The sequence below is a fragment of the Pseudomonas sp. NUPR-001 genome (genome assembly GCF_052147955.1).
Taxonomy (GTDB): domain Bacteria; phylum Pseudomonadota; class Gammaproteobacteria; order Pseudomonadales; family Pseudomonadaceae; genus Aquipseudomonas.
Genome location: NZ_CP197353.1, coordinates 4,282,199 through 4,306,383 on the forward strand (window position 1 = coordinate 4,282,199; position 24,185 = coordinate 4,306,383).

Here is a 24,185-nt window from a genome sequence, read left to right on the forward strand (position 1 = left end):
AATCAAATACGCCGGGCGGCGTAACGCTTGAGCATGCTCGGCACGTCGAGGATCAGCGCAATGCGCCCGTCACCGGTAATGGTGGCACCCGACATGCCTGGCGTGCCCTGGAGCATCTTGCCCAGCGGTTTGATGACCACTTCTTCCTGGCCCACCAGTTGATCGACGACAAAGCCGATCCGCTGGGTGCCCACCGAAAGGATCACCACGTGCCCTTCGCGTTGCTCTTCATGAGCGGCGGAACTGACCAGCCAGCGCTTGAGGTAGAACAGCGGCAAGGCTTTGTCGCGCACGATCACCACCTCCTGGCCGTCGACCACGTTGGTGCGCGACAGGTCCAGGTGGAAGATTTCGTTGACGTTGACCAGCGGGAAGGCGAATGCCTGGTTGCCCAGCATCACCATCAGGGTCGGCATGATCGCCAGGGTCAGCGGCACCTTGATGACGATCTTCGAGCCCAGGCCCTTGGTCGAATAGATATTGATCGAGCCGTTGAGCTGGGAGATTTTGGTTTTCACCACGTCCATGCCCACGCCGCGGCCGGACACGTCGGAAATCTCGGTTTTGGTCGAGAAACCCGGGGCGAAAATCAGGTTGTAGCATTCGGTTTCGCTGAGACGGTCGGCGGCGTCTTTGTCCATCACCCCGCGCTTGACCGCGATGGCGCGCAGGACGTTAGCGTCCATGCCCTTGCCATCATCGGAGATCGACAAGAGGATGTGGTCGCCTTCCTGCTCGGCCGACAGCACCACTTTGCCGCCACGCGGCTTGCCTGCGGCTTCACGCTCTTCCGGGGTTTCGACACCGTGGTCGACGGCGTTGCGCACCAAGTGCACCAGCGGGTCGGCCAGGGCCTCGACGAGGTTCTTGTCGAGGTCGGTTTCTTCACCGACCAGCTCCAGGTTGATCTCTTTTTTCAGCTGCCGGGCCAGGTCGCGAACCAGGCGCGGGAAGCGCCCGAAGACCTTCTTGATCGGCTGCATACGGGTTTTCATCACCGCGGTCTGCAGGTCGGCGGTCACTACATCCAGGTTCGATACCGCCTTGGACATGGCCTCATCGCCGCTGTTCAGGCCCAGGCGCACCAGACGGTTACGCACCAGCACCAGTTCGCCGACCATGTTCATGATCTCGTCCAGGCGCGCAGTGTCGACGCGTACGGTGGTTTCCGTTTCGCTGACCGCGTGTTTGTCGGCCGCCGCAGGGGCTTGCCGCGCAGGCGCCGCAGCCTTGGCCGGTGCAGCAGCTGGTTTGGCAGCAGGTGCAGGCGCTGGTGCTGCCGCAGGCTTGGCAGCGACAACAGCGGCAGCCGGAGCTACGGCAACAGCCGCCGGGGCAACGCTGTCGGGGGTGAACTTGCCTTTACCGTGCAGTTCATCGAGCAAGGCTTCGAATTCATGCTCGGAAATATGATCGCCCGACGTCGCCTCAGGCGCGGGAGCGGCAGCCGCGGCGGGCGCAGTTGCACCTGGCAGGGCATCGACGGCAAAGTTGCCCTTGCCATGCAGTTGATCCAGCAGCGCTTCAAACTCGGCATCGGTGATTTCGTCGGTAGCGCCTTGCGGCGCCTCCTGCGCGGGTGCCGCTGCGCTGATGCTGTCGGGCGCGAACTGGCCCTTGCCATGCAACTGATCGAGCAGCGACTCGAACTCGGCGTCGGTGATTTCGTCACTGGCCGCTTCAGGCGCCTGCACCTGAGCTTCGGCTTCGGCCTTGACCGCATTGAGCGAGTCCAGCAGTTGCTCGAATTCGGTGTCGGTAATGTCGGTGCTAGCTTGAGCTTCAACGACCGGTTCAGGTTCGGGCGCTGGTGCTTGTTCGGCAGCAGCAGCAGGCTCGGCCAGACGCGACAGCGCCGCCAGCAACTCAGGCGTAGCCGGGGTGATGTCGCTACGCTCACGCACCTGACCGAACATGCTGTTGACCGTGTCCAGGGCCTCCAGCACCACGTCCATCAGTTCCGCATCAACGCGACGCTCACCCTTGCGCAGGATGTCGAAGACGTTTTCGGCGATGTGGCAGCACTCCACCAGCTCGTTGAGCTGGAGGAAGCCGGCGCCCCCTTTTACAGTGTGAAAACCGCGAAAGATTGCATTGAGCAGATCGGCATCATCCGGACGGCTTTCCAGCTCGACCAGTTGCTCGGACAGTTGCTCAAGAATCTCGCCGGCTTCTACCAGAAAATCCTGAAGGATCTCTTCATCGGCGCCGAAGCTCATTAAACGTGCTCCCTAAAAACCCAGGCTGGACAGCAGATCGTCGACATCGTCCTGACCGGACACAACGTCTTCACGCTTATCGGCATGAATCTGCGGACCTTCACCCCGAGTCGGATGTTTTTCTTGATCTTTCTCAGCGCGCAGCTGCTGGTGGTCATGTTCGATACCGGCAAAGCGGTCGACTTGACTGGCCATCAGCACAAGCTTGAGCAGATTGCTTTCTACTTCGGTGACCAGCGCGGTAACACGCTTGATCACCTGCCCGGTCAGGTCCTGATAGTCCTGTGCCAGGAGAATGTCATTGAGGTGACCGGCGACCTTGCGGCTACCCTCCTCGCTACGTTCCAGGAAACGGTCGATGCGGTGCATCAGCTCGCGGAACTCCGGGGCCGCCACTTCGCGGCGCAAGAATCGCTGCCAGTCGGTGCGCAGGTCACGGGCTTCATCGCTGAGCTCATGCAGCACCGGGGTGCTTTCCTCAACCAGATCCATCGTGCGGTTGGCCGCCCCTTCGGTCAGCTTGACCACATAGGACAGGCGCTCGGTGGCATCGGTGATCTGCGAGACTTCCTCGGCCTGCGGCATTTGCGGGTCGATCTGGAAGCTGACGATCGCGCTGTGCAGCTCTCGCGTGAGCTTGCCGACTTCCTGGTACAGGCCACGGTCACGGGTCTGGTTCAGCTGATGGATCAGTTGCACCGCGTCGCCGAATTTGCCGCGCTCAAGACTGTCGACCAGTTCGTGAGCGTGCTTCTTCAGTGTCGACTCGAAGCCGTCCAGTGATGAATGTGTTTGCTCCATAGCGCCCCCGTGGCGTGTCTTAGCTGTTGACGCGCTCGAAGATCTTCTCGATCTTTTCTTTCAGCACTTGCGCGGTGAACGGCTTGACCACGTAGCCATTCACACCGGCCTGGGCGGCTTCGATGATTTGCTCGCGCTTGGCTTCGGCAGTCACCATCAGCACTGGCAGGTGCTTGAGGCGCTCGTCGGCACGCACTTTGCGCAGCAGGTCGATACCCGACATGCCTGGCATGTTCCAGTCGGTGACGAGGAAATCGAAATGGCCGCTTTCGAGCATCGGCAGTGCAGTGTTGCCGTCATCCGCTTCCTGGGTATTGGTGAAGCCCAGGTCACGCAACAGGTTCTTGATGATCCGCCGCATCGTCGAAAAATCGTCGACGATGAGGATTTTCATGTCTTTGTTCAATTAGACCTCCAAGCAGTCTTTAACGCGTTCAGCGCTGAACGCGCATTCAATCAATTCGGGCACTACATTTCGCGACTGCATTGAACCTGCGTTCAACGCGCCCGCCATTCCCCCAGGCGACTGCGCAAACGCGCCGCGCACTGACTGTGCAACTGGCTGACGCGCGATTCGCTGACCCCCAGGACCTCACCGATTTCCTTGAGGTTCAGCTCTTCGTCGTAGTACAGCGCCAGCACCAGACGCTCACGTTCAGGCAAGTTGGCGATGGCATCGGCCAGCGCCGCCTGAAAGCGTTCGTCTTCCAGATCGCGCGAAGGCTCGAGCTGGACACTGGCGCCGTCCTCGTGCAGTCCTTCATGTTCGCCGTCCTGCAACAGGTCGTCGAAACTGAACAGGCGACTGCCCAAGGTGTCATTCAAAATCCCGTAGTAATCATCGAGACTCAATTGAAGTTCGGCAGCAACTTCGTGATCTTTAGCGTCACGGCCGGTTTTTGCTTCAATTGCACGAATCGCGTCGCTGACCATGCGGGTATTGCGGTGAACCGAACGCGGTGCCCAGTCCCCTTTACGTACTTCGTCCAACATTGCCCCGCGGATGCGGATACCGGCGTAGGTCTCGAAACTGGCACCCTTGCTCGCGTCGTATTTGTTGCTGACTTCGAGCAAGCCGATCATGCCGGCCTGGATCAGATCTTCCACCTGCACACTGGCCGGCAAGCGTGCCAGCAAGTGATAGGCGATACGCTTGACCAACGGTGCGTAACGCTCGATCAACTCATACTGGCCATCGCGCGAAGCCTTGCTGTACATCCGATAGCCGCTGGCGTTCATAGCACCGGTCCCGCGCTTGTCGGTTGCACCAGGCGCTCGACAAAAAACTCCAGATGACCACGCGGGTTGGCTGGCAGCGGCCAGGTATCGACCTTCTGAGCAATGGCCTTGAATGCCAACGCGCACTTGGAACGCGGAAAGGCTTCATAGACCGCTCGCTGCTTCTGCACCGCCTTGCGTACGCATTCGTCGTAAGGCACCGCGCCGACGTATTGTAGGGCGACGTCAAGGAAGCGATCCGTGACCTTGGTCAACTTGGCGAACAGGTTGCGCCCTTCCTGAGGGCTCTGCGCCATGTTCGCCAGCACGCGGAAACGATTCATACCGTAATCGCGGTTGAGCAGCTTGATCAGCGCATAGGCGTCGGTGATCGAGGTGGGCTCATCGCACACCACCAACAGCACCTCTTGCGCCGCACGGACAAAACTGACTACCGAGTCACCAATACCCGCAGCGGTATCGATCACCAGCACATCGAGGTTGTCGCCGATCTCGCTGAACGCCTGGATCAGGCCGGCATGTTGGGCAGGCGCCAGGTGCACCATGCTCTGCGTGCCCGAGGCCGCCGGCACGATGCGTACACCGCCGGGCCCCTGCAGCAGCACGTCGCGCAGCTCGCAACGGCCTTCGATGACGTCGGCCAGGGTGCGCTTGGGCGTCAGTCCCAGGAGAACGTCGACGTTGGCCAGGCCCAGGTCGGCATCGAGCAGCATGACCCGACGGCCAAGCTCTGCCAGCGCCAATGACAAATTCACCGACACATTGGTCTTGCCGACGCCACCTTTACCGCCGGTTACGGCGATCACCTGTACGGGATGCATGCTACCCATGTTTGCTTATTACCTTGTCTTGCTTAGACCGAGGCCACATGACCGGCTGCGCTTTCAACACCTGAAAAATGCCTGGCAGTCCATCAATGCAGATACTTTGCAACGTCTTCACAATCACCTCAGCCAACTCGCTTGCCGGGGCTGTGGTAGAGATCAGCGAACATATCGGCCATCGCCTCTTCGCTGGGCTCGTCTTGCATCTGCACACTCACTGCGCGGCTAACCAACTGGTGGCGGCGCGGCAGGTGCAGGTCGTCAGGAATGCGCGGACCATCGGTTAGATAGGCCACAGGCAGTTCGTGACTGATCGCCAAGCTCAGGACTTCCCCGAGGCTGGCCGTTTCATCAAGCTTGGTCAGGATGCACCCGGCCAGCCCACAGCGTTTGTAGCTGTGATAAGCGGCCGTCAGCACCTGCTTCTGGCTGGTGGTCGCCAGCACCAGATAATTTTTAGACGCAATACCGCGTCCGGCAAGGGTTTCCAGCTGCATCCGCAAAGCCGGATCGCTGGCTTGCAGACCGGCGGTATCGATCAGCACCACGCGCTTGCGCAGCAGTGGGTCCAGTGCCTGCGCCAGCGATTGCCCCGGGTCGACATGGGTCACCGAGACATTGAGGATGCGCCCCAGGGTTTTCAATTGTTCCTGGGCACCGATACGGAAACTGTCCATGCTCACCAGTGCCAGGTTCTGCGCGCCGTATTTGAGTACGTAGCGCGCTGCCAGCTTGGCCAGCGTAGTGGTCTTGCCCATGCCCGCCGGGCCGACCATGGCAATCACGCCACCTTCTTCGATCGGCTCGATCTCTGGCACATCGATACGCCGCGCCAGGTGCGCGAGCAGCATGCGCCAGGCATGACGCGGCTCTTCGATGCCCGCGGTAAGGTCCAGCAGCTCGCGCGCGATCGGCGCAGACAGACCAATGCGTTGCAAACGCCGCCAGAGGTTGGCTTGCTGTGGCTGGTTGCCCTGCAACTGGCTCCAGGCCAACGAGCCCAGCTGAACTTCGAGTAACTCGCGCAGGCCAGTCAGTTCGCTGCGCATGGCATCGAACAGACGCGGGTCAACCGGCGCAGCGGCTGCAGCCACCGGGGCCGCAGGCGCTTCAACCTGTGGCTCGACCAGTGGCTCGGAAGCGGTCAGCGGCAAACCGGCAAACAGTTGACGGTTGCCTTCCTCGCTCTCGGAGCGGCTGCTGAGCTCGGCCTGTGCCGTGACTATCCGCGACTGGGTCTTGCGCAGCTCATCTTCGAGCTCGACGTTCGGAACCCGTGGCGCCAGGGCGGACAGCTTGTAGTCCAGCGCAGCCGTCAGCTCGACACCGCCAGCAATCCGTCGGTTACCGATGATGGCGGCATCAGCCCCCAGCTCATCTCGAACCAGCTTCATGGCCTGACGCATATCGGCGGCGAAAAAACGCTTAACTTGCATAACCCACTACCTCAGCCGTTGGGGCCTACTGTGGCAACGATGGTAACTTGCTTGTTGTCAGGTATTTCCTGATACGCCAAAACATGCAAATTCGGTACAGCCAGGCGGCCGAAGCGCGACAGCATTGCCCGCACTGGTCCTGCGACCAGCAGGATCGCCGGTTGCCCCTGCATCTCTTGACGCTGGGCAGCCTCGATCAACGAACGCTGAAGCTTTTCAGCCATGCTCGGTTCAAGAAGAACACCGTCTTCCTGACCTTGCCCGGCCCTTTGCAGACTATTGAGCAAAATCTGTTCCAACCTTGGCTCAAGGGTGATCACAGGCAGCTCGGACTCAACGCCAACAATGCTTTGCACGATTGCGCGACACAATCCGACGCGCACCACTGCGACCAGCGCGGCGGTATCTTGACTCTTGGCCGGATTGTTGGCGATAGCCTCGGCAATGCTGCGAATGTCACGCACCGGCACTTGCTCGGCGAGCAACGCCTGCAGGACCTTGAGCAGGCCTGACAATGTAATGACGCCCGGCACCAACTCTTCGGCAAGTTTCGGCGAGGCCTTGGCCAGCACCTGTAGCAACTGCTGCACTTCTTCATGGCCGATCAGCTCATGGCAGTGCTTGTGCAGAATCTGGTTCAAGTGGGTGGCAACCACGGTACTGGCGTCCACCACGGTGTAGCCCAGCGACTGCGCCTGGCTGCGCTGATTGACGTCGATCCACACTGCCTCCAGGCCAAAGGCCGGATCACGTGCGGCGATGCCGTTGAGGGTACCGAAGACCTGCCCCGGGTTGATCGCCAACTCGCGGTCCGGATAAATCTCGGCCTCGGCCAAAATTACCCCCATCAGGGTCAGGCGATAGGCACTGGGCGCCAGGTCGAGGTTGTCGCGGATGTGCACCGTCGGCATGAGAAAGCCCAGGTCCTGGGAGAGCTTCTTGCGCACCCCCTTGATTCGCGCCAGCAACTGCCCACCCTGGTTGCGGTCAACCAGCGGAATCAGCCGGTAACCGACTTCCAGGCCGATCATGTCGATCGGCGTCACGTCGTCCCAGCCCAGTTCCTTGGTATCGATGGCCCGCTGCGGCGAGGGGAGCAGGTCCTGCTGACGCTGCACCTCTTCCTGCGCCTTGATCTTGGCCTGTTGCTGCTTGCGCCACAGCAGATAAGCGCCGCCACCGGCCAACGCACCCAGGCTCAGGAAGGCGATATGCGGCATGCCTGGCACCAGGCCCATGACGATCATCACGCCCGCCGACACTGCCAGCGCTTTAGGTGACTCGAACATCTGCCGATTGATTTGCTGGCCCATCTCTTCGGAGCCAGAAGCACGGGTCACCATGATCGCTGCGGCGGTGGACAGCAGCAGTGATGGCAGTTGCGCCACCAAACCGTCACCAATCGCCAGCAAGGCATACACTTTGCCGGCGTCGGCAAAGTTCATGTTGTGCTGGAACATACCGACCAGAATGCCGCCGATCAGGTTGATGAACAGAATCAACAGGCCAGCGATGGCATCACCGCGGACGAACTTGCTGGCACCGTCCATCGAACCGTAGAACTCGGCCTCAGACGCCACCTCGGTACGACGCGCCTTGGCCTGGGCCTGATCGATCAAGCCGGCGTTGAGGTCGGCGTCGATGGCCATCTGTTTACCGGGCATCGCATCGAGGGTGAAACGCGCGCTCACCTCGGAAATACGCCCGGCACCCTTGGTCACCACCACAAAGTTGATGATCATCAAAATGGCGAATACCACGATACCGACCACGTAGTTACCGCCGATCACCACCTCGCCGAAGGCCTGAATCACCTTACCGGCGGCAGCGTGACCGTCGTGACCGTGGAGCATCACCACCCGCGTGGAGGCCACGTTCAGGGCCAGGCGCAATAGCGTCGCTACCAGCAAAATGGTCGGGAACGCAGCGAAATCGAGGGGGCGCAGGGCGTAAACACAGACCAACAACACCACAATCGACAAGGCAATGTTGAAGGTAAAAAACACATCGAGCAGGAACGGCGGGATCGGCAACATCATCATTGCCAGCAGCACCAGCAACAACAGCGGCACACCCAGATTCCCCCGACCTAAACCGGCCAGGTTGTTACGGGCACTGTTGATTAACTGAGAGCGATCCACCGGTATTCCTCGTCTAGCTCAAGCAAAACTTTGACGCGTTTGACGCGCGCAGCGCTGCCTTTGCAAGAAGCTTTCCAACTTTGCGAAATACAGTGTTTTTGCCCGGTGGGAGCGGGCTTGCCCCGCGATGGCGGTGTGTCAGTCGGTACGCCTCGCGGGGCAAGCCCGCTCCTACAGGCGTTAGTCGTGCTGCAGGTCGGGAGGGATCGGCAGGTCTTTGAGCGGCTCCGGCGGCTTGCCTTTGCCCGCGCGGTATTGGCGGATCTGGTAGACGTAGGCCAATACCTGGGCCACCGCCAGGTACAGGCCTGCGGGGATTTCTTGCTCAAGCTCGGTGGAGTAGTAGATCGACCGCGCCAACGCCGGCGATTCCAGCACCTGGATCTTGTGCTCGTTGGCAATTTCGCGGATTTTCAGGGCGATGAAGTCGGCACCTTTGGCCAGCAACAACGGCGCACCGCCCTTCTCCGGGTCGTACTTGAGCGCTACGGCGTAGTGCGTCGGGTTGGTGATGATGACGTCGGCATCGGGAATCGCCGCCATCATCCTGCGCTGCGAAGCGTCGCGCTGCAGCTGCCTGATGCGCTGCTTGACCTCCGGTTTACCCTCGCTGTCTTTGTATTCATCGCGAATTTCCTGCTTGGTCATCAGCATTTTCTGATGCGTTTGCCACAGCTGGATCGGCACGTCGATCGCCGCGATCAACAGCAGCCCGGCGGCCATCCACAAGGCACTCCAACCCACCACCTGGACACCATGGATGATCGCTTGATCCAACGGCTCGTTGGCAATCGCCAGCAGGTCGTCGCGGTCTGCCGAGAGCACCACCAGGGCGACGATCAGAATCATGAAAAACTTGGCCAGCGCTTTGAGCAACTCGGACAGGGCATTGACCGAGAACATCCGCTTGATCCCGGCCATAGGGTTCATGCGGCTGAATTTGGGCTCCAGCAAGCTGCCGGAAAACAGGAAACCACCCAGGGCGACCGGGCCGATGATCGAGGCCACCAGCAACACCAGCAACACCGGCTGGATGCTCAACATCGCCGACTTGCCAGCGGCCATGAGGAAGATGCCCATGAAGCGCTCATCGGTAATGACTTCACGCGATAACACGAAGTTGCTGCGCATCAGTTCCATCATCGACTGGGCGATACCCCCACCAAACGCCAGCAGCGCACCGGCACCGGCCAAGGTTACCGCCACCGTGTTGAGTTCCTTGGAACGGGCGATCTCGCCCTTTTCCCGGGCGTCTTTTTTGCGTTTCTCGGTGGGGTCTTCTGTTTTGTCCTGACCGCTTTCGCTCTCTGCCATGCTCAGCGCGCCCTTGCCAGTTCACGCAACCATTGCAAGGCCTCGGAGGCCAGCGCCTGGTAATGCGGAACGAGGTCAGCCAGTGTCACCCAGAAAATCCCGAGCCCCAGCACCAGGGTCAGCGGAAAGCCGATGGAGAAGATGTTCAACTGCGGCGCCGCACGGGTCATCACGCCAAAGGCGATGTTGACCACCAGCAGCGCGGTGATCGCTGGCAACACCAGCAACAGCGCCGCACCGAGCACCCAGCTCAGGCGCCCGGCCAGATCCCAGAAGTGATTGACCAGCAAACCGCCACCCACCGGCAAGGTGGTAAAGCTTTCGGTCAGCACCTCGAACACCACCAGATGGCCGTTGATAGCCAGGAACATCAAGGTCACCAGCATGGTCAGGAACTGACTGATCACCGCCACGTTGACGCCGTTGGCCGGGTCGACCATCGAGGCGAAGGCCATACCCATCTGGATCGCGACAATCTGCCCGGCAATCACGAAGATCTGGAAAAACAGCTGCAGCGCCATGCCAAACAGCGCACCGATGATGATCTGCTCGGCGATCAACAGCAGCGCACTGAGGTCCAGCGCACTGACCGGCGGAATCGGCGGCAGGCCGGGCACGATCACCACAGTGATCGCCACGGCCAGGTACAGGCGGATACGCGTCGACACCAGGGTGGTGCCAATCACCGGCATGGTCATCAATACCGCAGCCACACGAAACAGCGGCAGGATGAAGCTGGCCACCCAGGTGCTGATCTGCGTGTCGGTCAACTCAAGCATCGACAGCTCAGCCGATCAACTGCGGGATGCTGCCGTACAGCGACAGCATGTATTCCATGAACTTCTGCACCAGCCAAGGCCCGACCACGATCAAGGTCAGCAGCATCACCAACAACCGCGGCAGAAAGCTCAGGGTTTGTTCGTTGATCTGCGTGGCCGCCTGGAACATCGCCACGATCAAGCCGACCAGCAGGCTGGGCACCACCAGCACGGCCACCATCAGGGTGGTCAGCCACAAGGCATCGCGAAACAGGTCGACGGCGACTTCAGGGGTCATGGTCTTGCTCTCCTTGCGGCGTCAGACGCCACCAAAACTGCCGGCCAGGGTGCCCATGATCAAGGCCCAGCCATCGACCAGCACGAACAGCATGATTTTGAACGGCAACGAGATGATCAACGGCGAGAGCATCATCATACCCATGGCCATCAGCACACTGGCCACCACCAGGTCGATGATCAGAAACGGAATGAAGATCATGAAGCCGATCTGGAACGCGGTTTTCAGCTCCGAGGTGACAAAGGCCGGCACCAGGATCGTCAGCGGCACCTGATCGGGGCCGGCAATGTCGGTGCGTTTGGACAAGCGCATGAACAGGTCCAGGTCACTCTGCCGGGTTTGCGCCAGCATGAAATCCTTGAGCGGCACCTGTGCCTTGGCAATCGCTTCCTGAGCCACCATTTTCTCGTTCAGATACGGCTGCAGAGCGTCTTTGTTCACCCGGTCGAACACCGGCGCCATGATGAACATGGTCAGAAACAGCGCCATACCGGTAAGGATCTGGTTCGACGGCGTCTGCTGCAAACCCAACGCCTGACGCAGAATGGAAAAGACAATGATGATGCGGGTGAAGCTGGTCATCAGGATGACAAACGCCGGAATGAAACTCAGCGCCGTCATGATCAGCAGAATCTGCAGGCTGACCGAATATTCCTGCTGCCCGTCCGCACCGTTGGACAGGGTAATGGCCGGGATCGACAGCGGATCGGCGGCCAGCGCCAGTGGCGCTGCCAACAGCAACAGCAGCGTCAACATCATGCGCAATGCGCCCATTACGACTTACCCTTCTGATCCTTGCCCATCAGCTCCAACAGGCGCTGGGCGAATTCTGGTGTGGCCTGACGCGCATTGGCAGGCACCTCGACCGGCTCGGCCAAGACATGCAAGGCTTCGATGCTGCCGGGTGTGTGGCCGATCAGGATCTGCTCCTTGCCGACCTGAATCAGCAACAGGCGATCCCTGGGGCCGATGCTGCGACTGCCGATGATGTCGATGACCTGGCCACTGCCTGGCGCTGCGTTCTGCACCCGGCGCAACAGCCAGGCGAGCAGAAAGATCAGCCCCAGCACCAACAGCAAACCGAGCACCAACTGCCCGAGCTGACCGACAGCACTGCCGCTGCCGCCCGGCGCGACCACCGCTGCGGCAGGCTGCACTGTCGCCGCTGCCAGACTCATCTGCGCATACAACGCACCGGCCAGTGCCAGGCCGCGGCAGACAACGCTTTTCACTCAGCGCAGCTTCTTGATGCGTTCGCTCGGACTGATCACATCAGTCAGGCGAATACCGAATTTTTCGTTGACCACCACCACTTCACCGTGGGCGATCAGTGTGCCGTTGACCAACACATCCAGCGGCTCACCGGCCAGGCGATCAAGCTCGATCACCGAACCCTGGTTGAGCTGCAGCAGGTTACGGATGTTGATCTCGGTGCTGCCCACTTCCATGGAAATGCTCACCGGGATGTCGAGGATCACATCCAGGTTCGGGCCTTCCAGGCTGACCTGCTCGTTGCTGCGCGGCGAGCTGCCGAACTCTTCCATCGGCAGACGGTTGGAGCCACCGCTGCCGCTGTCGGCAGCCAGCAAGGCATCAATATCGGCCTGACCGGCGTCGCCGGTTTCTTCCAGGGCAGCCGCCCACTCATCGGCCAGAGCCTGCTCTTCCGGAGAGGTGATGTCGTTTTCGTTAGCCATTTTGTCCTCGACGGGCAATCAATTCGGAGTTGGACCAACCGACGCCGCTCAGCGGCGCTCGATCGGATCGATAATCTGCAGGGCCAGGGTGCCTTTGTGCGAACCGAGCTTGGCCTTGAACGACGGTACGCCGTTGGCCCGCAGGATCAGGTGTTCAGGCAGCTCGACCGGAATCACATCACCGGGCTGCATATGCAGAATGTCGCGCAGCTTCAACTGGCGACGGGCGACGGTGGCGCTCAGCGGTACGCTGACATCCAGCACGTCTTCGCGCAGGGCTTTGATCCAGCGCTCGTCCTGGTCGTCCAGGTCGGACTGGAAACCGGCGTCGAGCATTTCCCGTACCGGCTCGATCATCGAGTACGGCATGGTTACGTGCAGGTCGCCGCCACCCCCATCGAGTTCGATGTGGAAGGTCGACACCACCACCGCTTCGCTCGGCCCGACGATGTTGGCCATGGCCGGGTTGACCTCGGAGTTGATGTACTCGAAGTTGACCGGCATGATCGCCTGCCAGGCCTCTTTCAGGTCGACGAAGGCCTGATCCAGCACCATGCGCACCACGCGCAGCTCGGTCGGGGTGAACTCCCGGCCTTCAATCTTGGCGTGACGACCGTCACCGCCAAAGAAGTTGTCTACCAGCTTGAACACCAGCTTGGCGTCGAGAATGAACAACGACGTGCCGCGCAGTGGCTTGATCTTGACCAGGTTCAGACTGGTCGGTACGTACAGCGAATGCACGTACTCGCCGAACTTCATCACCTGCACACCGCCCACCGCCACGTCCGCCGAGCGACGCAGCAAGTTGAACATGCTGATGCGGGTATAACGGGCGAAACGCTCGTTGATCATTTCCAGGGTCGGCATGCGTCCGCGGACGATGCGATCCTGACTGGTCAGGTCATAGCTTTTGACACTGCCAGGTTCGGCGTTGGCCTCGGTTTGCACCAAGCCATCGTCGACGCCATGCAACAAGGCATCGATTTCATCCTGGGACAGCAGGTCCTGCACGGCCATCGGTGGCTCCTACTGCAATACGAAATTGGTGAACAGCAACTGGTCGACGACCGGTTTGCCAACTTCCTTCTGGGCGACTTCCTGCACGCTGGCGGTCGCTTTCTGGCGCAACATCTCCTGGCCAACCGGGCTAGCCAGGGTGTCAAAACCTTGCCCGGAAAACAGCATCACCAGGTTGTTGCGGATCACCGGCATGTGCACCTTCAAGGCATCCAGTGCAGCCTGATCGCGGCCTTGCAGGGTGATACTCACCTGCATGTAGCGCTGGCGCCCGTTCTGGTTGAAGTTGACCACGAAGGCTGGCGTCAGCGCCTCATAGATGGCCGCAGGCTTGAGGTTACTGGTTTGCGCTGCGTCTGCTGCCGGCTTGTCTTCAGACTTGTGCAGGAAGAACCAGGTAGCGCCTACCGACAGACCGATGGCCAGCAGCAATGCCAGCACCACCAGCAGGATCAGCTTGATTTTGCCTTTAGCGGCGGGGTCTTTATCTACGTCGCTCTTCGCCATGCCAATATTCCGTCATTCATCGGAGAATTCAGTCACATGGCGTGCTTTGAGCAAGTGTTATGCCAACTGGCGGGTGTAGGAGCGGGCTTGCCCCGCGAGGCGCACTGACTGACACACCGCAATCGCGGGGCAAGCCCGCTCCCACAGGAAGACTAGGCGTAGTAGTCCACGGCGCTAGTGCCAATCACGGTCTGCTGTTCGATGGGCGCAGTGCTGGCAGCCAGCTCACCTTCTTCTGCAGCAGCAGCGTTGCGGCGCGCCGCTACGCCACTCAGGCGCGGCGCATCAGGGTTACCCTGTTGCTGCTCGCCTCGTGACTGATCGGCAACATTGACGTCCGGTTGCCCCAACCCTTGCTGGGCGAACATTTCCTTGAGCCGGTGCACCTGGTTTTCCAGCGCTTCACGCACACCAACGTGGCCGCTGGTGAAAGTGATTTGCGCCTGCTGCTCCGGCGCCATATGCACGCGAATATCCAGACGCCCAAGCTCTGCCGGCTCCAGTTGAATGTCTGCCGACTTCAGGCTCTGGCTGGACAGGAACATCACCCGGTTGACCAGACCTTCGGTCCAGCCGCCCTGGTTCATTGCCAGCGGCTGATGCAAAGGCGCTGGCGCAACCGGGATGGCATTGGCGGTTTTCGCCGTGGTCGCCTGGGTCAGCGCACTCAGACGCTCGGAAAAGTTATCCACACGGGTATCGCTAGCGGCGCTTTTCAAGTCTTTGAGGCCATCATCGAGCAATCCGGAAAACGCCTTCTCGCCCGCCTCACCCTGCTCAGCCTCGGCACCTGGCTTGTCGAGCAGCGCCGCCAGGGTATTGACGGCAGGCTGGGCTGGCGTCGCTTCCGGCTGAGCGGTCGTCGGTTTGCTGGCAGCGTGCGCCGAGGTCGTGCCTTGCGCCTGCGCGGTTTGCTCCAGCGCCATGCGCAAGGCAGGCATATCGGCCAGTGGGTCTGCCTCGGGGTCGAATGCAGGGTCTGCAGCAGGTGTTGTGGCGGGCGCCACCTGCGCCTGCAACTGCGCTGCCTGAACCACTGGCGCAACGGCTTCGGCTTGCGCCTGGATCAGTTGCGCGCCCGGCTGCGCATCGGTCACCTGACCGGCCACCAGGCTCGGGTCCAGGAGTGTCGGCTCTGGCGTATCGCCAGCCGCCAGGGTGTCGTCCTGGTCGTCTGGCAAGTTCTTGCCGCTATCGGCAAGCTTTGCGTCTTTGGCGGCAGTGTCTTTGCCTTCCTTTACGTTCTTCTCGCCTTTGTCACGCGCTGGCGCCTCAGCCGTCGTTTTGGAGGCCGGGCGTGACTGCTGCTCATACACACTGGAAAAGCCCGAGCTCTTGTCGCTTGCAGGCTGCGGCGCTTTGTCCGATTGATTGGCAGCACGGGAAGCGTTGGTCGCGGCACCGACTTGCAGCAAGGGATTGGAAGCAACCGGCATGAAATTTTCTCCGCGACAGAGGGGCTTGGACATTAACTAACCAAGAGAACAGCAAGAGTCGAGCCAAGTCTGTAGGAGCGGGCTTGCCCCGCGATACGGCGGCACTGACACAGCGCAATCGCGGGGCAAGCCTGCGCCTACCCGATCAGGACGCGCTGGCGCTCTTGGGCGTACAGCTGGCGAACCGCCTGGTACTCGTTATCAATCTGATTGATCAGGTCTTCGATGTTGTTCAGCGGTGGGGATTTGACGCGCTCCTCCAGACGCCCGCACAACTCGGCCAGGACTTTGGCGCCCATGTTGCTGCTGCTGCCTTTGAAGCTGTGCGCAGCTAGGCCAAGCGCTTCCGGGCTGGTGGCCTCGTGCAACTGGCTGAGGCGAATTTCGGAGTCGTTGAGAAAAGTATCGAGCAAGGTCAGGTATTCATCCTCCATCACCTCCTGAAGGCTGCTCAGTACTTCTTGATCGATATGGATATCGGACACTTGTTCACTCCTTGATCAAGTTCAATTATGCCAGAGCCTCCCAAGCGAACTCCACGCGTACGCGGCGCCCCTCGTCAGCCCACTCGGCACGTCGGCTCAGCCGACGTATCAGGTTCAATCCACGCCCACACAAACCTTGCTCGGCCAGCGGGCGCGCCAGCACTTTACTCACATCAAAACCTTTACCACTGTCTTCGATGTCGATGATCAGACGCCCACCCAAACCCTGGGGTTCAATCCGTAACCCTACTCGAATATAGCCGCTGTTGAGCGCCTGCATGCGTTCATTGCGCTGGCGGTAGTATTCGCCAAAGCCCTGGGCGTCGCGCTTGAGCCCGGAATCCAGTGCCAACACCCCATGCTCCAGGGCATTGGAGTACAGCTCACTCAGTACGCAATGCAGGGCACCGCTCTGGGCACGCAAGCCATGAATGTCCTGCAGAAGATGCAACAAATGAGGCAACGGGTTGAAGCGTTTAAGTGTTTCAGCACGAAACTCGAAGCTCACCGACCAGTCCAGCGGTGTGGACTGCCCGCTGTCAGAATAGATCACCGCGGGCGGGGTCAAGGCTTCCGGCTCGACAACAGTAATCTCCAGCAGACTGACGTCATCACGACACTGCCCGCGAAACGCCTCTAGCGCCTGCAGCACCTCTTCGAACAACAAATCAGCCTGGCGATTATCATTGAGCACCTGCAACAACCGCTCGACACCGAACAGCTGATCGTTCTCGTCGCTGGTGTCGACCACCCCATCAGACAGCAAAAACAGGCGCTCACCCAAGGCCAGCGGCAAGACCTGGGTCGAATCGTCAAAACGTTCTGCAGCCAGCACCCCCAGCGGCAGATGCCGGGACACCAACGGCAACGGCGCACCGCCATTGGCCGGCAATAAGTAACTGTCGGGCATGCCGCCGTTCCACACCTCGACCTGCCGACGCTGAAAACTCAGCTTCAGCAATAGCGCACAACAGAACATATCCACAGGCAGGATGCGCTTGAGCTTGGCATTCATCTCGCGCAGGGTTTCGGCCAGACCGTAGCCCTTGGCGGTCATGCCATAGAAAATTTCCGCCAGCGGCATCGCCCCGACCGCGGCCGGCAAGCCATGCCCGGTGAAGTCACCCAGCAACACATGCATATCCCCCGCAGGCGAATACGCCGCCAGCAGCAGATCGCCGTTGAACAATGCATAGGGCGATTGCAGGTAGCGGATATTCGAGGCACTCAGGCAACCGGCATGGGCGACCTTGTCGAACACCGCTTTGGCCACCCGCTGCTCATTGAGCAAGTGATGATGGTGACGGCTGATCTGGTCACGCTGCTCCAGCACCGTCGCCTGCAGGCGGCGCAGGCGATCCATGGCCCTGATCTTCGCCGCGAGAATCACCGGGCTGTAAGGCTTGGCCAGAAAGTCATCGCCACCGGCTTCCAGGCAACGCACCAGTGCCTCCTCCTCACTGAGCGATGTGAGGAAGATGATCGGCACCAGGGCCTCACCGGCCAGGGCTTTGATTTGCCGCGCCGCTTCAAAGCCGTCCATGACCGGCATCAGCGCATCGAGCAGCACCAGTTGCGGGCGCTGCTCGGCAAACAGCGCCAGTGCCTGCTGACCGTTTTCAGCGGTGAGCACGGCGTGGCCCTGTTTGCTGACAATGCGTGCCAACAACAGCCGGTCGACTGCACTGTCCTCGGCAATCAGCACCGTCAGGCGCGACTCGGACATGGCCTGAATCAACTGATGTCGAACAGCTTGTCGAAATTGGAAATAGCGAGAATCTTGCGCACATCCGGATTGGTATTGATCACCTGGACGTCCGCATCATCCCCACCTGCGTGATCACGCAGCATCAACAACATGCCCAGCGCCGAGCTGTCGAGATAGGTGGTGTGCTTGAGATCGACAATGACCAGATCCGGCTTGCCGAGCCGCTCGTAGGCACTGCGAAATTCCTGATGCTTGCCAAAGTCAAAGCGGCCCTTGACCCTGATCGTCAACTTCCCGTCCTGGGAGATGGATTCAACTGCCATGTAGGCGATTCCTTCGATAAAGACGAATACAGACACCCAGTAGGTTTAGCAGCCCAAGGCCTGAGCAGCAAGCGCGTGCAGGGCTGCAGATCAACGATTAAGACGCGGCAGGCGCTGAGACAACTCGTCGAGCAATTTTTGTTCGCGTTTGTCTTCGAGCATCCGCGCTTCTTCGATATAGCGCTGCACCAACTTGCGCAGACCTTCAACCCGGGCATACGCCTGCTGCCAGGTACCCCGGGCGTTGTTGAGGTTGTTCTGATGCCACACCAGGCTTTGGCGCTGCTGGGTCATGGCGCTTTCCAGCTGGCCGAGAAAGCGCTGGTAGTTCACCAGCCAACTGCCCGACACCCCCTGCCCGCCGCGGTTGATCCATTGCAGTTGATAGTCTTCGCGAAAGCGGTCCAGCTCAGCCAACTTAGCCTGCGCCATGTTGACCTGTTGCTGGAACTGCCCCAGGCGCTGGGCAGCCTGGCGCTCGGCATTTTCAGCCATTTCCACTACAGGGGTCAGACGCGCCGCACGGCTGGGTTGAGCCATGGCCTATCAACCACCAAGATCAGGGTTAGGCTGAGCGAACACACTTTCCAGATGCTCGCGGCTTTGCTGCATGCTGACATTGTCGTGCAGGCCCTGGCGCAGGTAATGCACCAGCTTCGGTTGCAAGGCGATCGCCAGGTCGGTCTCGGCATCACCGCCAGCCACATAGGCACCAACACTGATCAAGTCACGGCTCTGCGACAGGCGCGCCCACAGCTGCTTGAACTGCTGCGCCTCGCGCATTTGTTCAGGGCTGACCACCTGCGGCATCACCCGGCTGATCGACGCTTCAATGTCGATGGCCGGGTAATGCCCCTCTTCTGCCAGGCGCCGTGACAACACGATGTGACCGTCGAGCACGCCACGCGCCGAGTCGGCAATCGGGTCTTGCTGGTCGTCGCCTTCGGACAACACGGTGTAGAACGCGGTAATCGATCCACCGCCCGCCTCACCGTTACCGGCACGCTCCACCAGCTTGGGCAGTTTGGCAAATACCGAGGGTGGATAGCCCTTGGTCGCCGGTGGCTCGCCGATGGCCAGGGCAATCTCACGCTGGGCCTGGGCGAAACGGGTCAGCGAGTCCATCAGCAACAGGACATTCTTGCCCTTGTCGCGAAAGTACTCGGCAATACGTGTGCAATACATGGCGGCGCGCAGGCGCATCAGCGGCGCATCGTCCGCGGGCGAGGCGACGACCACCGAGCGCTTGATACCTTCGGCACCGAGAATATGCTCGATGAACTCCTTGACCTCGCGACCCCGCTCGCCGATCAGGCCAACGACGATGATGTCGGCCTCGGTGAAGCGGGTCATCATGCCCAACAGCACACTCTTACCCACCCCGGTACCGGCGAACAGACCCAGGCGCTGGCCGCGCCCCACGGTCAACAGGCCGTTGATGCTGCGGATGCCGACATCCAGCGGTACGCTGATCGGGTCGCGATTGAGCGGGTTGATGGTCGGGCCATCCATCGGCACCCAGTCTTCAGCCTTCATCCCGCCCTTGCCGTCCAGCGCCCGGCCGGCGCCATCGAGCACACGCCCGAGCATGCTCATGCCCATCGGCAGGCGGCCGTTGTCGGCCAGCGGCACGACCCGCGCACCCGGCGCGATGCCAGCAACGCTGCCGACCGGCATCAGGAATACTTTGCTGCCAGCGAAGCCCATGACTTCCGCCTCGACCTGTACCGGATGGTAACTGTCGTCGTTGATCACTACACAGCGGCTGCCGATCGGCGCGCGCAGGCCTTCTGCTTCCAGGGTCAAACCGACCATGCGCAGCAGGCGCCCTTCAACCACCGGCTGAGCAGGCAGTTTCACCGTGCCGGCATAGCCACCCAGGCGCTTGGCGAAACTGGTGCGTTCAAGGCGCATCGACGGCATCCAGATCCACGTGCAGATCAGCCGCCGCAGGGTGCAGGCCTTGATCGTGCAATTGATCGAACAACTGCGCCAAGGCCTTCTCGATGCGGGTTTCCATGCTTGCGTCGATGCGGCTGTGGTCGGTCTCGATGCGGCAGCCGCCTGGCAGCAGCGACTGGTCCTCAAGCAGCTTCCAGCGCTCTTCGTGACGCTCACGCAAGGCCTTGGCCTGCTCGAAGTCCTGCGGGTTGATATGGATTCGAATGTTTTCCGCACCCATCGGCAGCAGCTTGAGGGCTTCGCGCAGCACTTGGCCGATCTGGCTGGAGTCAGTACGCAACTCGCGGCCGATGACTTCGCGGGTCATGTGCGCCACCAGGCTGACCAGCGCGCGCTCGATCTGGCTGTCCTGCTCGGCTATCGGCTCGAGCAAATGACCCATGAGCCGTTCAAGGCTGGCGAGCTTTGCTTTCAGGGCCGTTTCGGCTTCCTGGCGCACTTTGAGCTGGGTGCTGTGAAAACCTTCGCGCTCACCGGTGGCAAAGCCTTCGTTGTAGGCTTCCTGACGGATGCTTTCGAGCTCTTCGAGGGTCAGTGGCTGGACTTCTTCGAGCGGTACTTCCTCGACTTCTTCCTGCACCACTTCAGGCTCAGGCTCAGGTTCCGGCTCGGGTACGAATTCAGGCTCCGGATCGAAGCTGGGCAGCGCCCAGCGATCGAAAGCCTCGACGTCGTCGGCGCGAATCAGCTCACTGAGGTGCTCGTTGGTTGACATGGCTGTACGCACTCAAAAAATCGCGGGGCAAGCCCGCTCCTACCGTAGGAGCGGGCTTGCCCCGCGATAGACGTTAGATCATCTCTTCGCCGCCCTTGCCACCGAGCACGATCTCTCCGGCTTCGGCCATACGGCGGGCGATGGTGAGGATTTCCTTCTGCGCGGTCTCGACATCGCTGACCCGCACCGGCCCTTTGGCCTCGAGGTCGTCGCGCAGCAGTTCCGAGGCACGTTTGGACATGTTCTTGAAGATCTTGTCTTTGACCTTCTCGTCGGCGCCTTTGAGCGACACCACCAGAACGTCGGAAGACACTTCGCGCAACAGTGCCTGAATACCACGGTCGTCGACATCGGCGAGGTTGTTGAAGACGAACATCAAGTCTTCGATCTGCTCGGACAGGTCGCCGTCGATGTCGCGAATCGCGTCCATCAGCTGACCTTCCACGGAGCTGTCGAGGAAATTCATGATGTCGGCTGCACGCTTGATACCGCCCAGGGTGGTACGGGCCGCGTTGGAGTTACCGGAGAACTGCTTCTCGAGAATCTGGTTGAGCTCCTTGAGCGCCGCCGGTTGTACGGTGTTCAGCGAGGAAACACGCAGGATGATGTCCAGGCGCACCTTGTGGTCGAAGTTACCCAGTACTTCACCAGCCTGGTCAGGGTCCAGGTAAGCGACCACGATGGCCTGGATCTGCGGGTGCTCATAGCGGATAACGTCGGCCACGGCACGCGGCTCCATCCACTTGAGGCTGTCCAGGCCACTGGTGTTGCCACCGAGCAGGATGCGGTCGATCAAGCCGTTGGCTTTGTCCTCACCCAGCGCCTGGGTGAGCATCTTGCGAATGTAGCCATCGGAACCGACACCCAGGCTGGTCTGGTCGCCGACGATCTCGACGAACTCGCTCATCACCTGCTCGACCTGCTCACGATGGACGTTGCCCATCTGCGCCATGGCCACGCCAACGCGCTGCACTTCTTTAGGCCCCATGTGCCGCAGCACTTGAGCAGCGTCGGTTTCACCCAGGGACAAGAGCAGGATCGCAGCCTTGTCGACCCGGGTCAGTTTCGCGGTAAGGGCGCGGTTATCACTCATCGGCGTTGATCCACTCTTTCACGACCTGGGCCACACGACCCGGGTCTTCGGCCACCAGGCTCTTGATTGCATTGAGCTGCGCGTCGTAACCCTCGCTCGGGCTCGGCAGCAGAATGCTTTGCGGACCACCCAGGCTTACGCGGTCGTTGGCCAGATCGCCATCCAGACCGAGCATACCGCCCAGTTCCATGTCGCCATCGGCACCGGCCGGTTGCTTCCCGTGGCCGGTGATGTTGTTGAGTACCGGACGCAGCACGCCGAACACCAGCACGAGGATGAACAGTACGCCCATGACCTGCTTGATGATGTCCCAGAACCACGGCTGCGAGTAGAACGGAATTTCCGCGATCACTTCACCACGGTCGGCGGCGAACGGCACGTTGATCACGCTGACGCTATCGCCACGGCTGGCATCGAAGCCCACCGCGTCCTGCACCAGGCGGGTGAAACGCGCCAGGTCTTCAGCGGCCCACGGTGCACGCGTTGTGTCGCCGGTGGCCGGGTCGATCTTGACCTGGTCATCGACCACCACCGCCACCGACAGACGATTCAGACGACCCTGCTGCTGGCGGGTATGGCTGATCGAGCGATCCAGCTCGAAGTTCTTGGTCGACTGCGAACGCTTGTCGGCAGGGTACGGTGCAAGCATCGGCTGGCCGGTGGCCGGGTCCATGATCTGTTGACCGTTGGCATCGAGCAATGGCTGGCCGGGCTGGATAGCAGCGGCCGCTGGCTGCGCGCCGCCAGTGGTTTGCGGTGCCGACGCCGGGCCTGGTGGCTGATTACTCAAGGCCCCCGGCACCCCTTGCGGGCCGCCACTGCTGGAACGCTGCTCGTTGACCGACTGCTCGCTGCGCAGCGCCGGTTGATCAGGGTTGAACTGCTCGGAGGTCGATTCGACCGCACTGAAATCCACATCCGCCGACACTTCCGCCTTGTAGCGGTCGTTGCCCAGCACCGGCTGCAGAATGTTATGCACACGCTGGGTGAGCATGCCTTCCATGCGACGGCTGTAGTCGAACTGCTTACCGGCCATGGTCAGCTCGGAGTTGCCGACCTGATCGGACAACAGGTTGCCCTTCTGGTCGACCACGGTGACCTGCGACTTGTCCAGCTCCGGCACACTGGTTGCCACCAGATTGACAATGGCCATGACCTGACCGGCTTCCAGGCCACGGCCCGGATACAGCTCAACCAGAACCGAAGCGCTTGGCCGACGCTCGTCACGCACGAATACCGAACTCTTCGGAATCGCCAGGTGGACGCGGGCCGCCTTGACGTTGTTCAGGCTGGAAACGGTGCGCGCCAGCTCACCTTCAAGGCCACGACGATAACGCGTGGCTTCCATGAACTGGCTGGTACCCAGGCCTTGTTCCTTGTCGAGAATTTCAAAGCCGACATTGCCATCGCCAGGTGCTACACCGGCTGCGGCCAGTTTCAGGCGCGCACGGGAAAGGTCTTCGGCCTTGACCAGCAAGGCGCCGGAATTGGGTTCGACGTTGTAAGGAATATCGGCAGCGGCCAGGGTATCCATGACCTGCTTGGTGTCCATGCCGGCCAGGCTGCCATACAGCGGCCGGTAGTCGGGCTGCTGCGACCACAGCACCACAGCAAAACCGATCGCCACGCTGGCCGCCAGACCGACCAACAGGCCAACCTGACGCAGCATGGGCATCTGCGAGATGTTTTCCAGAAACGACATGCCGAACAACGGCGGCTTGGGCGCTGGCGCACCACCCTTGGCGGGCACGTTATCGACGACTGCTTCGGCCATGACTCAATCTCGCCCTTATACCGGCATCTGCATGATGTCTTGATAGGCCTGGACCAGCTTGTTACGCACTTGGGTCAAGGCTTGAAACGATACGGAGGCTTTCTGCGAAGCGATCATCACGTCGGTCAGATCGACACCGCTTTTACCAATTTCGAACGCGTTAGCCAGCTGCGTGGACGCCTGTTGGGTGTCACTGACCTTATTGATGGCCTGCCCCAGCATGTCGGCAAAATTGCTCGAACCCAGCTCAGGTGCGGCTGCCGCCTTGGGCATCGACATAGCGTCCATTTGCATGGACCGCATGTCTAACATCAATCGATTAAACTCAACACCTTGGCTCATGGACTTCTCTCTCCGACGGCCCGCATTTTTTTGACACTCACGCAGCGGATACGCAGGACATAGCAACAAAAGTGCCAGCTCTGCGCACTAGCCGTA

At 60.7% G+C, this 24,185-nt stretch carries 25 protein-coding genes; all 25 read right to left on the reverse strand.

Going from position 1 to position 24,185, the window contains the following annotated elements:
• Positions 1-2: 2 nt before the first annotated feature.
• The 25 genes from ACP6KB_RS19490 to fliE all read right to left on the reverse strand — a co-directional run bounded on the left by ACP6KB_RS19490 (position 3) and on the right by fliE (position 24,089).
• On the reverse strand, positions 3-2,219 hold the full coding sequence (locus ACP6KB_RS19490) for a chemotaxis protein CheA (RefSeq protein ID WP_442108940.1): 2,217 nt from the start codon (positions 2,217-2,219) through the stop codon (positions 3-5).
• A 12-nt stretch (positions 2,220-2,231) separates the two neighbouring features.
• Entirely contained in the window at positions 2,232-3,020 is a 789-nt protein-coding gene (locus tag ACP6KB_RS19495; RefSeq protein ID WP_442108941.1) for a protein phosphatase CheZ, read from the reverse strand.
• A 19-nt stretch (positions 3,021-3,039) separates the two neighbouring features.
• Entirely contained in the window at positions 3,040-3,414 is a 375-nt protein-coding gene (locus tag ACP6KB_RS19500; RefSeq protein WP_036990294.1) for a chemotaxis response regulator CheY, read from the reverse strand.
• A 104-nt stretch (positions 3,415-3,518) separates the two neighbouring features.
• Positions 3,519-4,259: an RNA polymerase sigma factor FliA gene (gene fliA, locus ACP6KB_RS19505; protein ID WP_133217286.1), complete on the reverse strand. Its 741-nt coding sequence runs from the start codon at positions 4,257-4,259 to the stop codon at positions 3,519-3,521.
• Positions 4,256-5,089 carry a flagellar synthesis regulator FleN gene (gene fleN, locus ACP6KB_RS19510; protein WP_038613333.1) on the reverse strand — a complete coding sequence of 278 codons (834 nt, stop codon included), beginning with the start codon at positions 5,087-5,089 and terminating at the stop codon, positions 4,256-4,258. The genes fliA and fleN overlap by 4 nt, the downstream gene beginning before the upstream one ends.
• Positions 5,090-5,208: 119 nt before the next feature.
• On the reverse strand, positions 5,209-6,519 hold the full coding sequence (gene flhF, locus ACP6KB_RS19515; protein WP_442108942.1) for a flagellar biosynthesis protein FlhF: 1,311 nt from the start codon (positions 6,517-6,519) through the stop codon (positions 5,209-5,211).
• A gap of 11 nt (positions 6,520-6,530) precedes the next feature.
• Positions 6,531-8,660: a flagellar biosynthesis protein FlhA gene (flhA, locus tag ACP6KB_RS19520; RefSeq protein ID WP_442108943.1), complete on the reverse strand. Its 2,130-nt coding sequence runs from the start codon at positions 8,658-8,660 to the stop codon at positions 6,531-6,533.
• A gap of 180 nt (positions 8,661-8,840) precedes the next feature.
• A complete protein-coding gene (gene flhB, locus ACP6KB_RS19525; RefSeq protein WP_442108944.1) occupies positions 8,841-9,974 on the reverse strand; it encodes a flagellar biosynthesis protein FlhB in 1,134 nt (377 codons plus the stop codon).
• Positions 9,975-9,976: 2 nt separating this feature from the next.
• Entirely contained in the window at positions 9,977-10,753 is a 777-nt protein-coding gene (fliR, locus tag ACP6KB_RS19530) for a flagellar biosynthetic protein FliR (RefSeq protein WP_442108945.1), read from the reverse strand.
• 7 nt (positions 10,754-10,760) lie between these two features.
• On the reverse strand, positions 10,761-11,030 hold the full coding sequence (fliQ, locus tag ACP6KB_RS19535) for a flagellar biosynthesis protein FliQ (protein ID WP_133217292.1): 270 nt from the start codon (positions 11,028-11,030) through the stop codon (positions 10,761-10,763).
• A gap of 21 nt (positions 11,031-11,051) precedes the next feature.
• Positions 11,052-11,804, reverse strand: coding sequence for a flagellar type III secretion system pore protein FliP (fliP, locus tag ACP6KB_RS19540; RefSeq protein WP_442108946.1), 753 nt, complete (start codon positions 11,802-11,804; stop codon positions 11,052-11,054).
• Positions 11,804-12,208: a flagellar biosynthetic protein FliO gene (fliO, locus tag ACP6KB_RS19545; RefSeq protein WP_442114345.1), complete on the reverse strand. Its 405-nt coding sequence runs from the start codon at positions 12,206-12,208 to the stop codon at positions 11,804-11,806. The genes fliP and fliO overlap by 1 nt, the downstream gene beginning before the upstream one ends.
• A 54-nt stretch (positions 12,209-12,262) precedes the next feature.
• Positions 12,263-12,727, reverse strand: a complete 465-nt coding sequence (fliN, locus tag ACP6KB_RS19550; RefSeq protein WP_442108947.1) for a flagellar motor switch protein FliN — start codon at positions 12,725-12,727, stop codon at positions 12,263-12,265.
• A gap of 48 nt (positions 12,728-12,775) precedes the next feature.
• The gene (gene fliM, locus ACP6KB_RS19555; RefSeq protein ID WP_442108948.1) at positions 12,776-13,744 is read right to left on the reverse strand and encodes a flagellar motor switch protein FliM; all 969 of its coding nucleotides are present in this window, start codon (positions 13,742-13,744) and stop codon (positions 12,776-12,778) included.
• Between the two features lie 9 nt (positions 13,745-13,753).
• On the reverse strand, positions 13,754-14,251 hold the full coding sequence (gene fliL, locus ACP6KB_RS19560) for a flagellar basal body-associated protein FliL (protein ID WP_442108949.1): 498 nt from the start codon (positions 14,249-14,251) through the stop codon (positions 13,754-13,756).
• A 152-nt stretch (positions 14,252-14,403) separates the two neighbouring features.
• Positions 14,404-15,687 (reverse strand): flagellar hook-length control protein FliK, encoded by a 1,284-nt coding sequence (locus ACP6KB_RS19565; RefSeq protein ID WP_442108950.1) that lies wholly within the window; start codon positions 15,685-15,687, stop codon positions 14,404-14,406.
• Positions 15,688-15,824: 137 nt separating this feature from the next.
• Positions 15,825-16,172 (reverse strand): Hpt domain-containing protein, encoded by a 348-nt coding sequence (locus tag ACP6KB_RS19570; RefSeq protein ID WP_442108951.1) that lies wholly within the window; start codon positions 16,170-16,172, stop codon positions 15,825-15,827.
• A gap of 25 nt (positions 16,173-16,197) precedes the next feature.
• The gene (locus ACP6KB_RS19575; protein WP_442108952.1) at positions 16,198-17,898 is read right to left on the reverse strand and encodes a SpoIIE family protein phosphatase; all 1,701 of its coding nucleotides are present in this window, start codon (positions 17,896-17,898) and stop codon (positions 16,198-16,200) included.
• An 8-nt stretch (positions 17,899-17,906) separates the two neighbouring features.
• Complete coding sequence (locus ACP6KB_RS19580; protein WP_442108953.1) at positions 17,907-18,203, reverse strand: STAS domain-containing protein; 297 nt, start codon at positions 18,201-18,203, stop codon at positions 17,907-17,909.
• A gap of 90 nt (positions 18,204-18,293) precedes the next feature.
• The gene (gene fliJ / locus ACP6KB_RS19585; RefSeq protein ID WP_442108954.1) at positions 18,294-18,743 is read right to left on the reverse strand and encodes a flagellar export protein FliJ; all 450 of its coding nucleotides are present in this window, start codon (positions 18,741-18,743) and stop codon (positions 18,294-18,296) included.
• A 6-nt stretch (positions 18,744-18,749) separates the two neighbouring features.
• A complete protein-coding gene (fliI, locus tag ACP6KB_RS19590) occupies positions 18,750-20,117 on the reverse strand; it encodes a flagellar protein export ATPase FliI (protein ID WP_442108955.1) in 1,368 nt (455 codons plus the stop codon).
• On the reverse strand, positions 20,107-20,880 hold the full coding sequence (gene fliH / locus ACP6KB_RS19595) for a flagellar assembly protein FliH (RefSeq protein ID WP_442108956.1): 774 nt from the start codon (positions 20,878-20,880) through the stop codon (positions 20,107-20,109). The genes fliI and fliH overlap by 11 nt, the downstream gene beginning before the upstream one ends.
• Before the next feature lie 73 nt (positions 20,881-20,953).
• Positions 20,954-21,973 carry a flagellar motor switch protein FliG gene (gene fliG / locus ACP6KB_RS19600; protein WP_038613367.1) on the reverse strand — a complete coding sequence of 340 codons (1,020 nt, stop codon included), beginning with the start codon at positions 21,971-21,973 and terminating at the stop codon, positions 20,954-20,956.
• On the reverse strand, positions 21,966-23,747 hold the full coding sequence (fliF, locus tag ACP6KB_RS19605) for a flagellar basal-body MS-ring/collar protein FliF (RefSeq protein WP_442108957.1): 1,782 nt from the start codon (positions 23,745-23,747) through the stop codon (positions 21,966-21,968). The genes fliG and fliF overlap by 8 nt, the downstream gene beginning before the upstream one ends.
• A 15-nt stretch (positions 23,748-23,762) precedes the next feature.
• Positions 23,763-24,089: a flagellar hook-basal body complex protein FliE gene (gene fliE, locus ACP6KB_RS19610; RefSeq protein WP_442108958.1), complete on the reverse strand. Its 327-nt coding sequence runs from the start codon at positions 24,087-24,089 to the stop codon at positions 23,763-23,765.
• Positions 24,090-24,185 lie beyond the last annotated feature (96 nt).

Coding starts and splice junctions, on each gene's coding strand:
- ACP6KB_RS19490 (WP_442108940.1), bottom strand. CDS start 2,219: ATGAGCTTCGGCGCCGATGAAGAGATCCTTCAGGATTTTCTGGTAGAA.
- ACP6KB_RS19495 (WP_442108941.1), bottom strand. CDS start 3,020: ATGGAGCAAACACATTCATCACTGGACGGCTTCGAGTCGACACTGAAG.
- ACP6KB_RS19500 (WP_036990294.1), bottom strand. CDS start 3,414: ATGAAAATCCTCATCGTCGACGATTTTTCGACGATGCGGCGGATCATC.
- fliA (WP_133217286.1), bottom strand. CDS start 4,259: ATGAACGCCAGCGGCTATCGGATGTACAGCAAGGCTTCGCGCGATGGC.
- fleN (WP_038613333.1), bottom strand. CDS start 5,089: ATGGGTAGCATGCATCCCGTACAGGTGATCGCCGTAACCGGCGGTAAA.
- flhF (WP_442108942.1), bottom strand. CDS start 6,519: ATGCAAGTTAAGCGTTTTTTCGCCGCCGATATGCGTCAGGCCATGAAG.
- flhB (WP_442108944.1), bottom strand. CDS start 9,974: ATGGCAGAGAGCGAAAGCGGTCAGGACAAAACAGAAGACCCCACCGAG.
- fliR (WP_442108945.1), bottom strand. CDS start 10,753: ATGCTTGAGTTGACCGACACGCAGATCAGCACCTGGGTGGCCAGCTTC.
- fliQ (WP_133217292.1), bottom strand. CDS start 11,030: ATGACCCCTGAAGTCGCCGTCGACCTGTTTCGCGATGCCTTGTGGCTG.
- fliP (WP_442108946.1), bottom strand. CDS start 11,804: ATGGGCGCATTGCGCATGATGTTGACGCTGCTGTTGCTGTTGGCAGCG.
- fliO (WP_442114345.1), bottom strand. CDS start 12,208: ATGAGTCTGGCAGCGGCGACAGTGCAGCCTGCCGCAGCGGTGGTCGCG.
- fliN (WP_442108947.1), bottom strand. CDS start 12,727: ATGGCTAACGAAAACGACATCACCTCTCCGGAAGAGCAGGCTCTGGCC.
- fliM (WP_442108948.1), bottom strand. CDS start 13,744: ATGGCCGTGCAGGACCTGCTGTCCCAGGATGAAATCGATGCCTTGTTG.
- fliL (WP_442108949.1), bottom strand. CDS start 14,251: ATGGCGAAGAGCGACGTAGATAAAGACCCCGCCGCTAAAGGCAAAATC.
- ACP6KB_RS19565 (WP_442108950.1), bottom strand. CDS start 15,687: ATGCCGGTTGCTTCCAATCCCTTGCTGCAAGTCGGTGCCGCGACCAAC.
- ACP6KB_RS19575 (WP_442108952.1), bottom strand. CDS start 17,898: ATGTCCGAGTCGCGCCTGACGGTGCTGATTGCCGAGGACAGTGCAGTC.
- ACP6KB_RS19580 (WP_442108953.1), bottom strand. CDS start 18,203: ATGGCAGTTGAATCCATCTCCCAGGACGGGAAGTTGACGATCAGGGTC.
- fliJ (WP_442108954.1), bottom strand. CDS start 18,743: ATGGCTCAACCCAGCCGTGCGGCGCGTCTGACCCCTGTAGTGGAAATG.
- fliI (WP_442108955.1), bottom strand. CDS start 20,117: ATGCGCCTTGAACGCACCAGTTTCGCCAAGCGCCTGGGTGGCTATGCC.
- fliH (WP_442108956.1), bottom strand. CDS start 20,880: ATGTCAACCAACGAGCACCTCAGTGAGCTGATTCGCGCCGACGACGTC.
- fliG (WP_038613367.1), bottom strand. CDS start 21,973: ATGAGTGATAACCGCGCCCTTACCGCGAAACTGACCCGGGTCGACAAG.
- fliF (WP_442108957.1), bottom strand. CDS start 23,747: ATGGCCGAAGCAGTCGTCGATAACGTGCCCGCCAAGGGTGGTGCGCCA.
- fliE (WP_442108958.1), bottom strand. CDS start 24,089: ATGAGCCAAGGTGTTGAGTTTAATCGATTGATGTTAGACATGCGGTCC.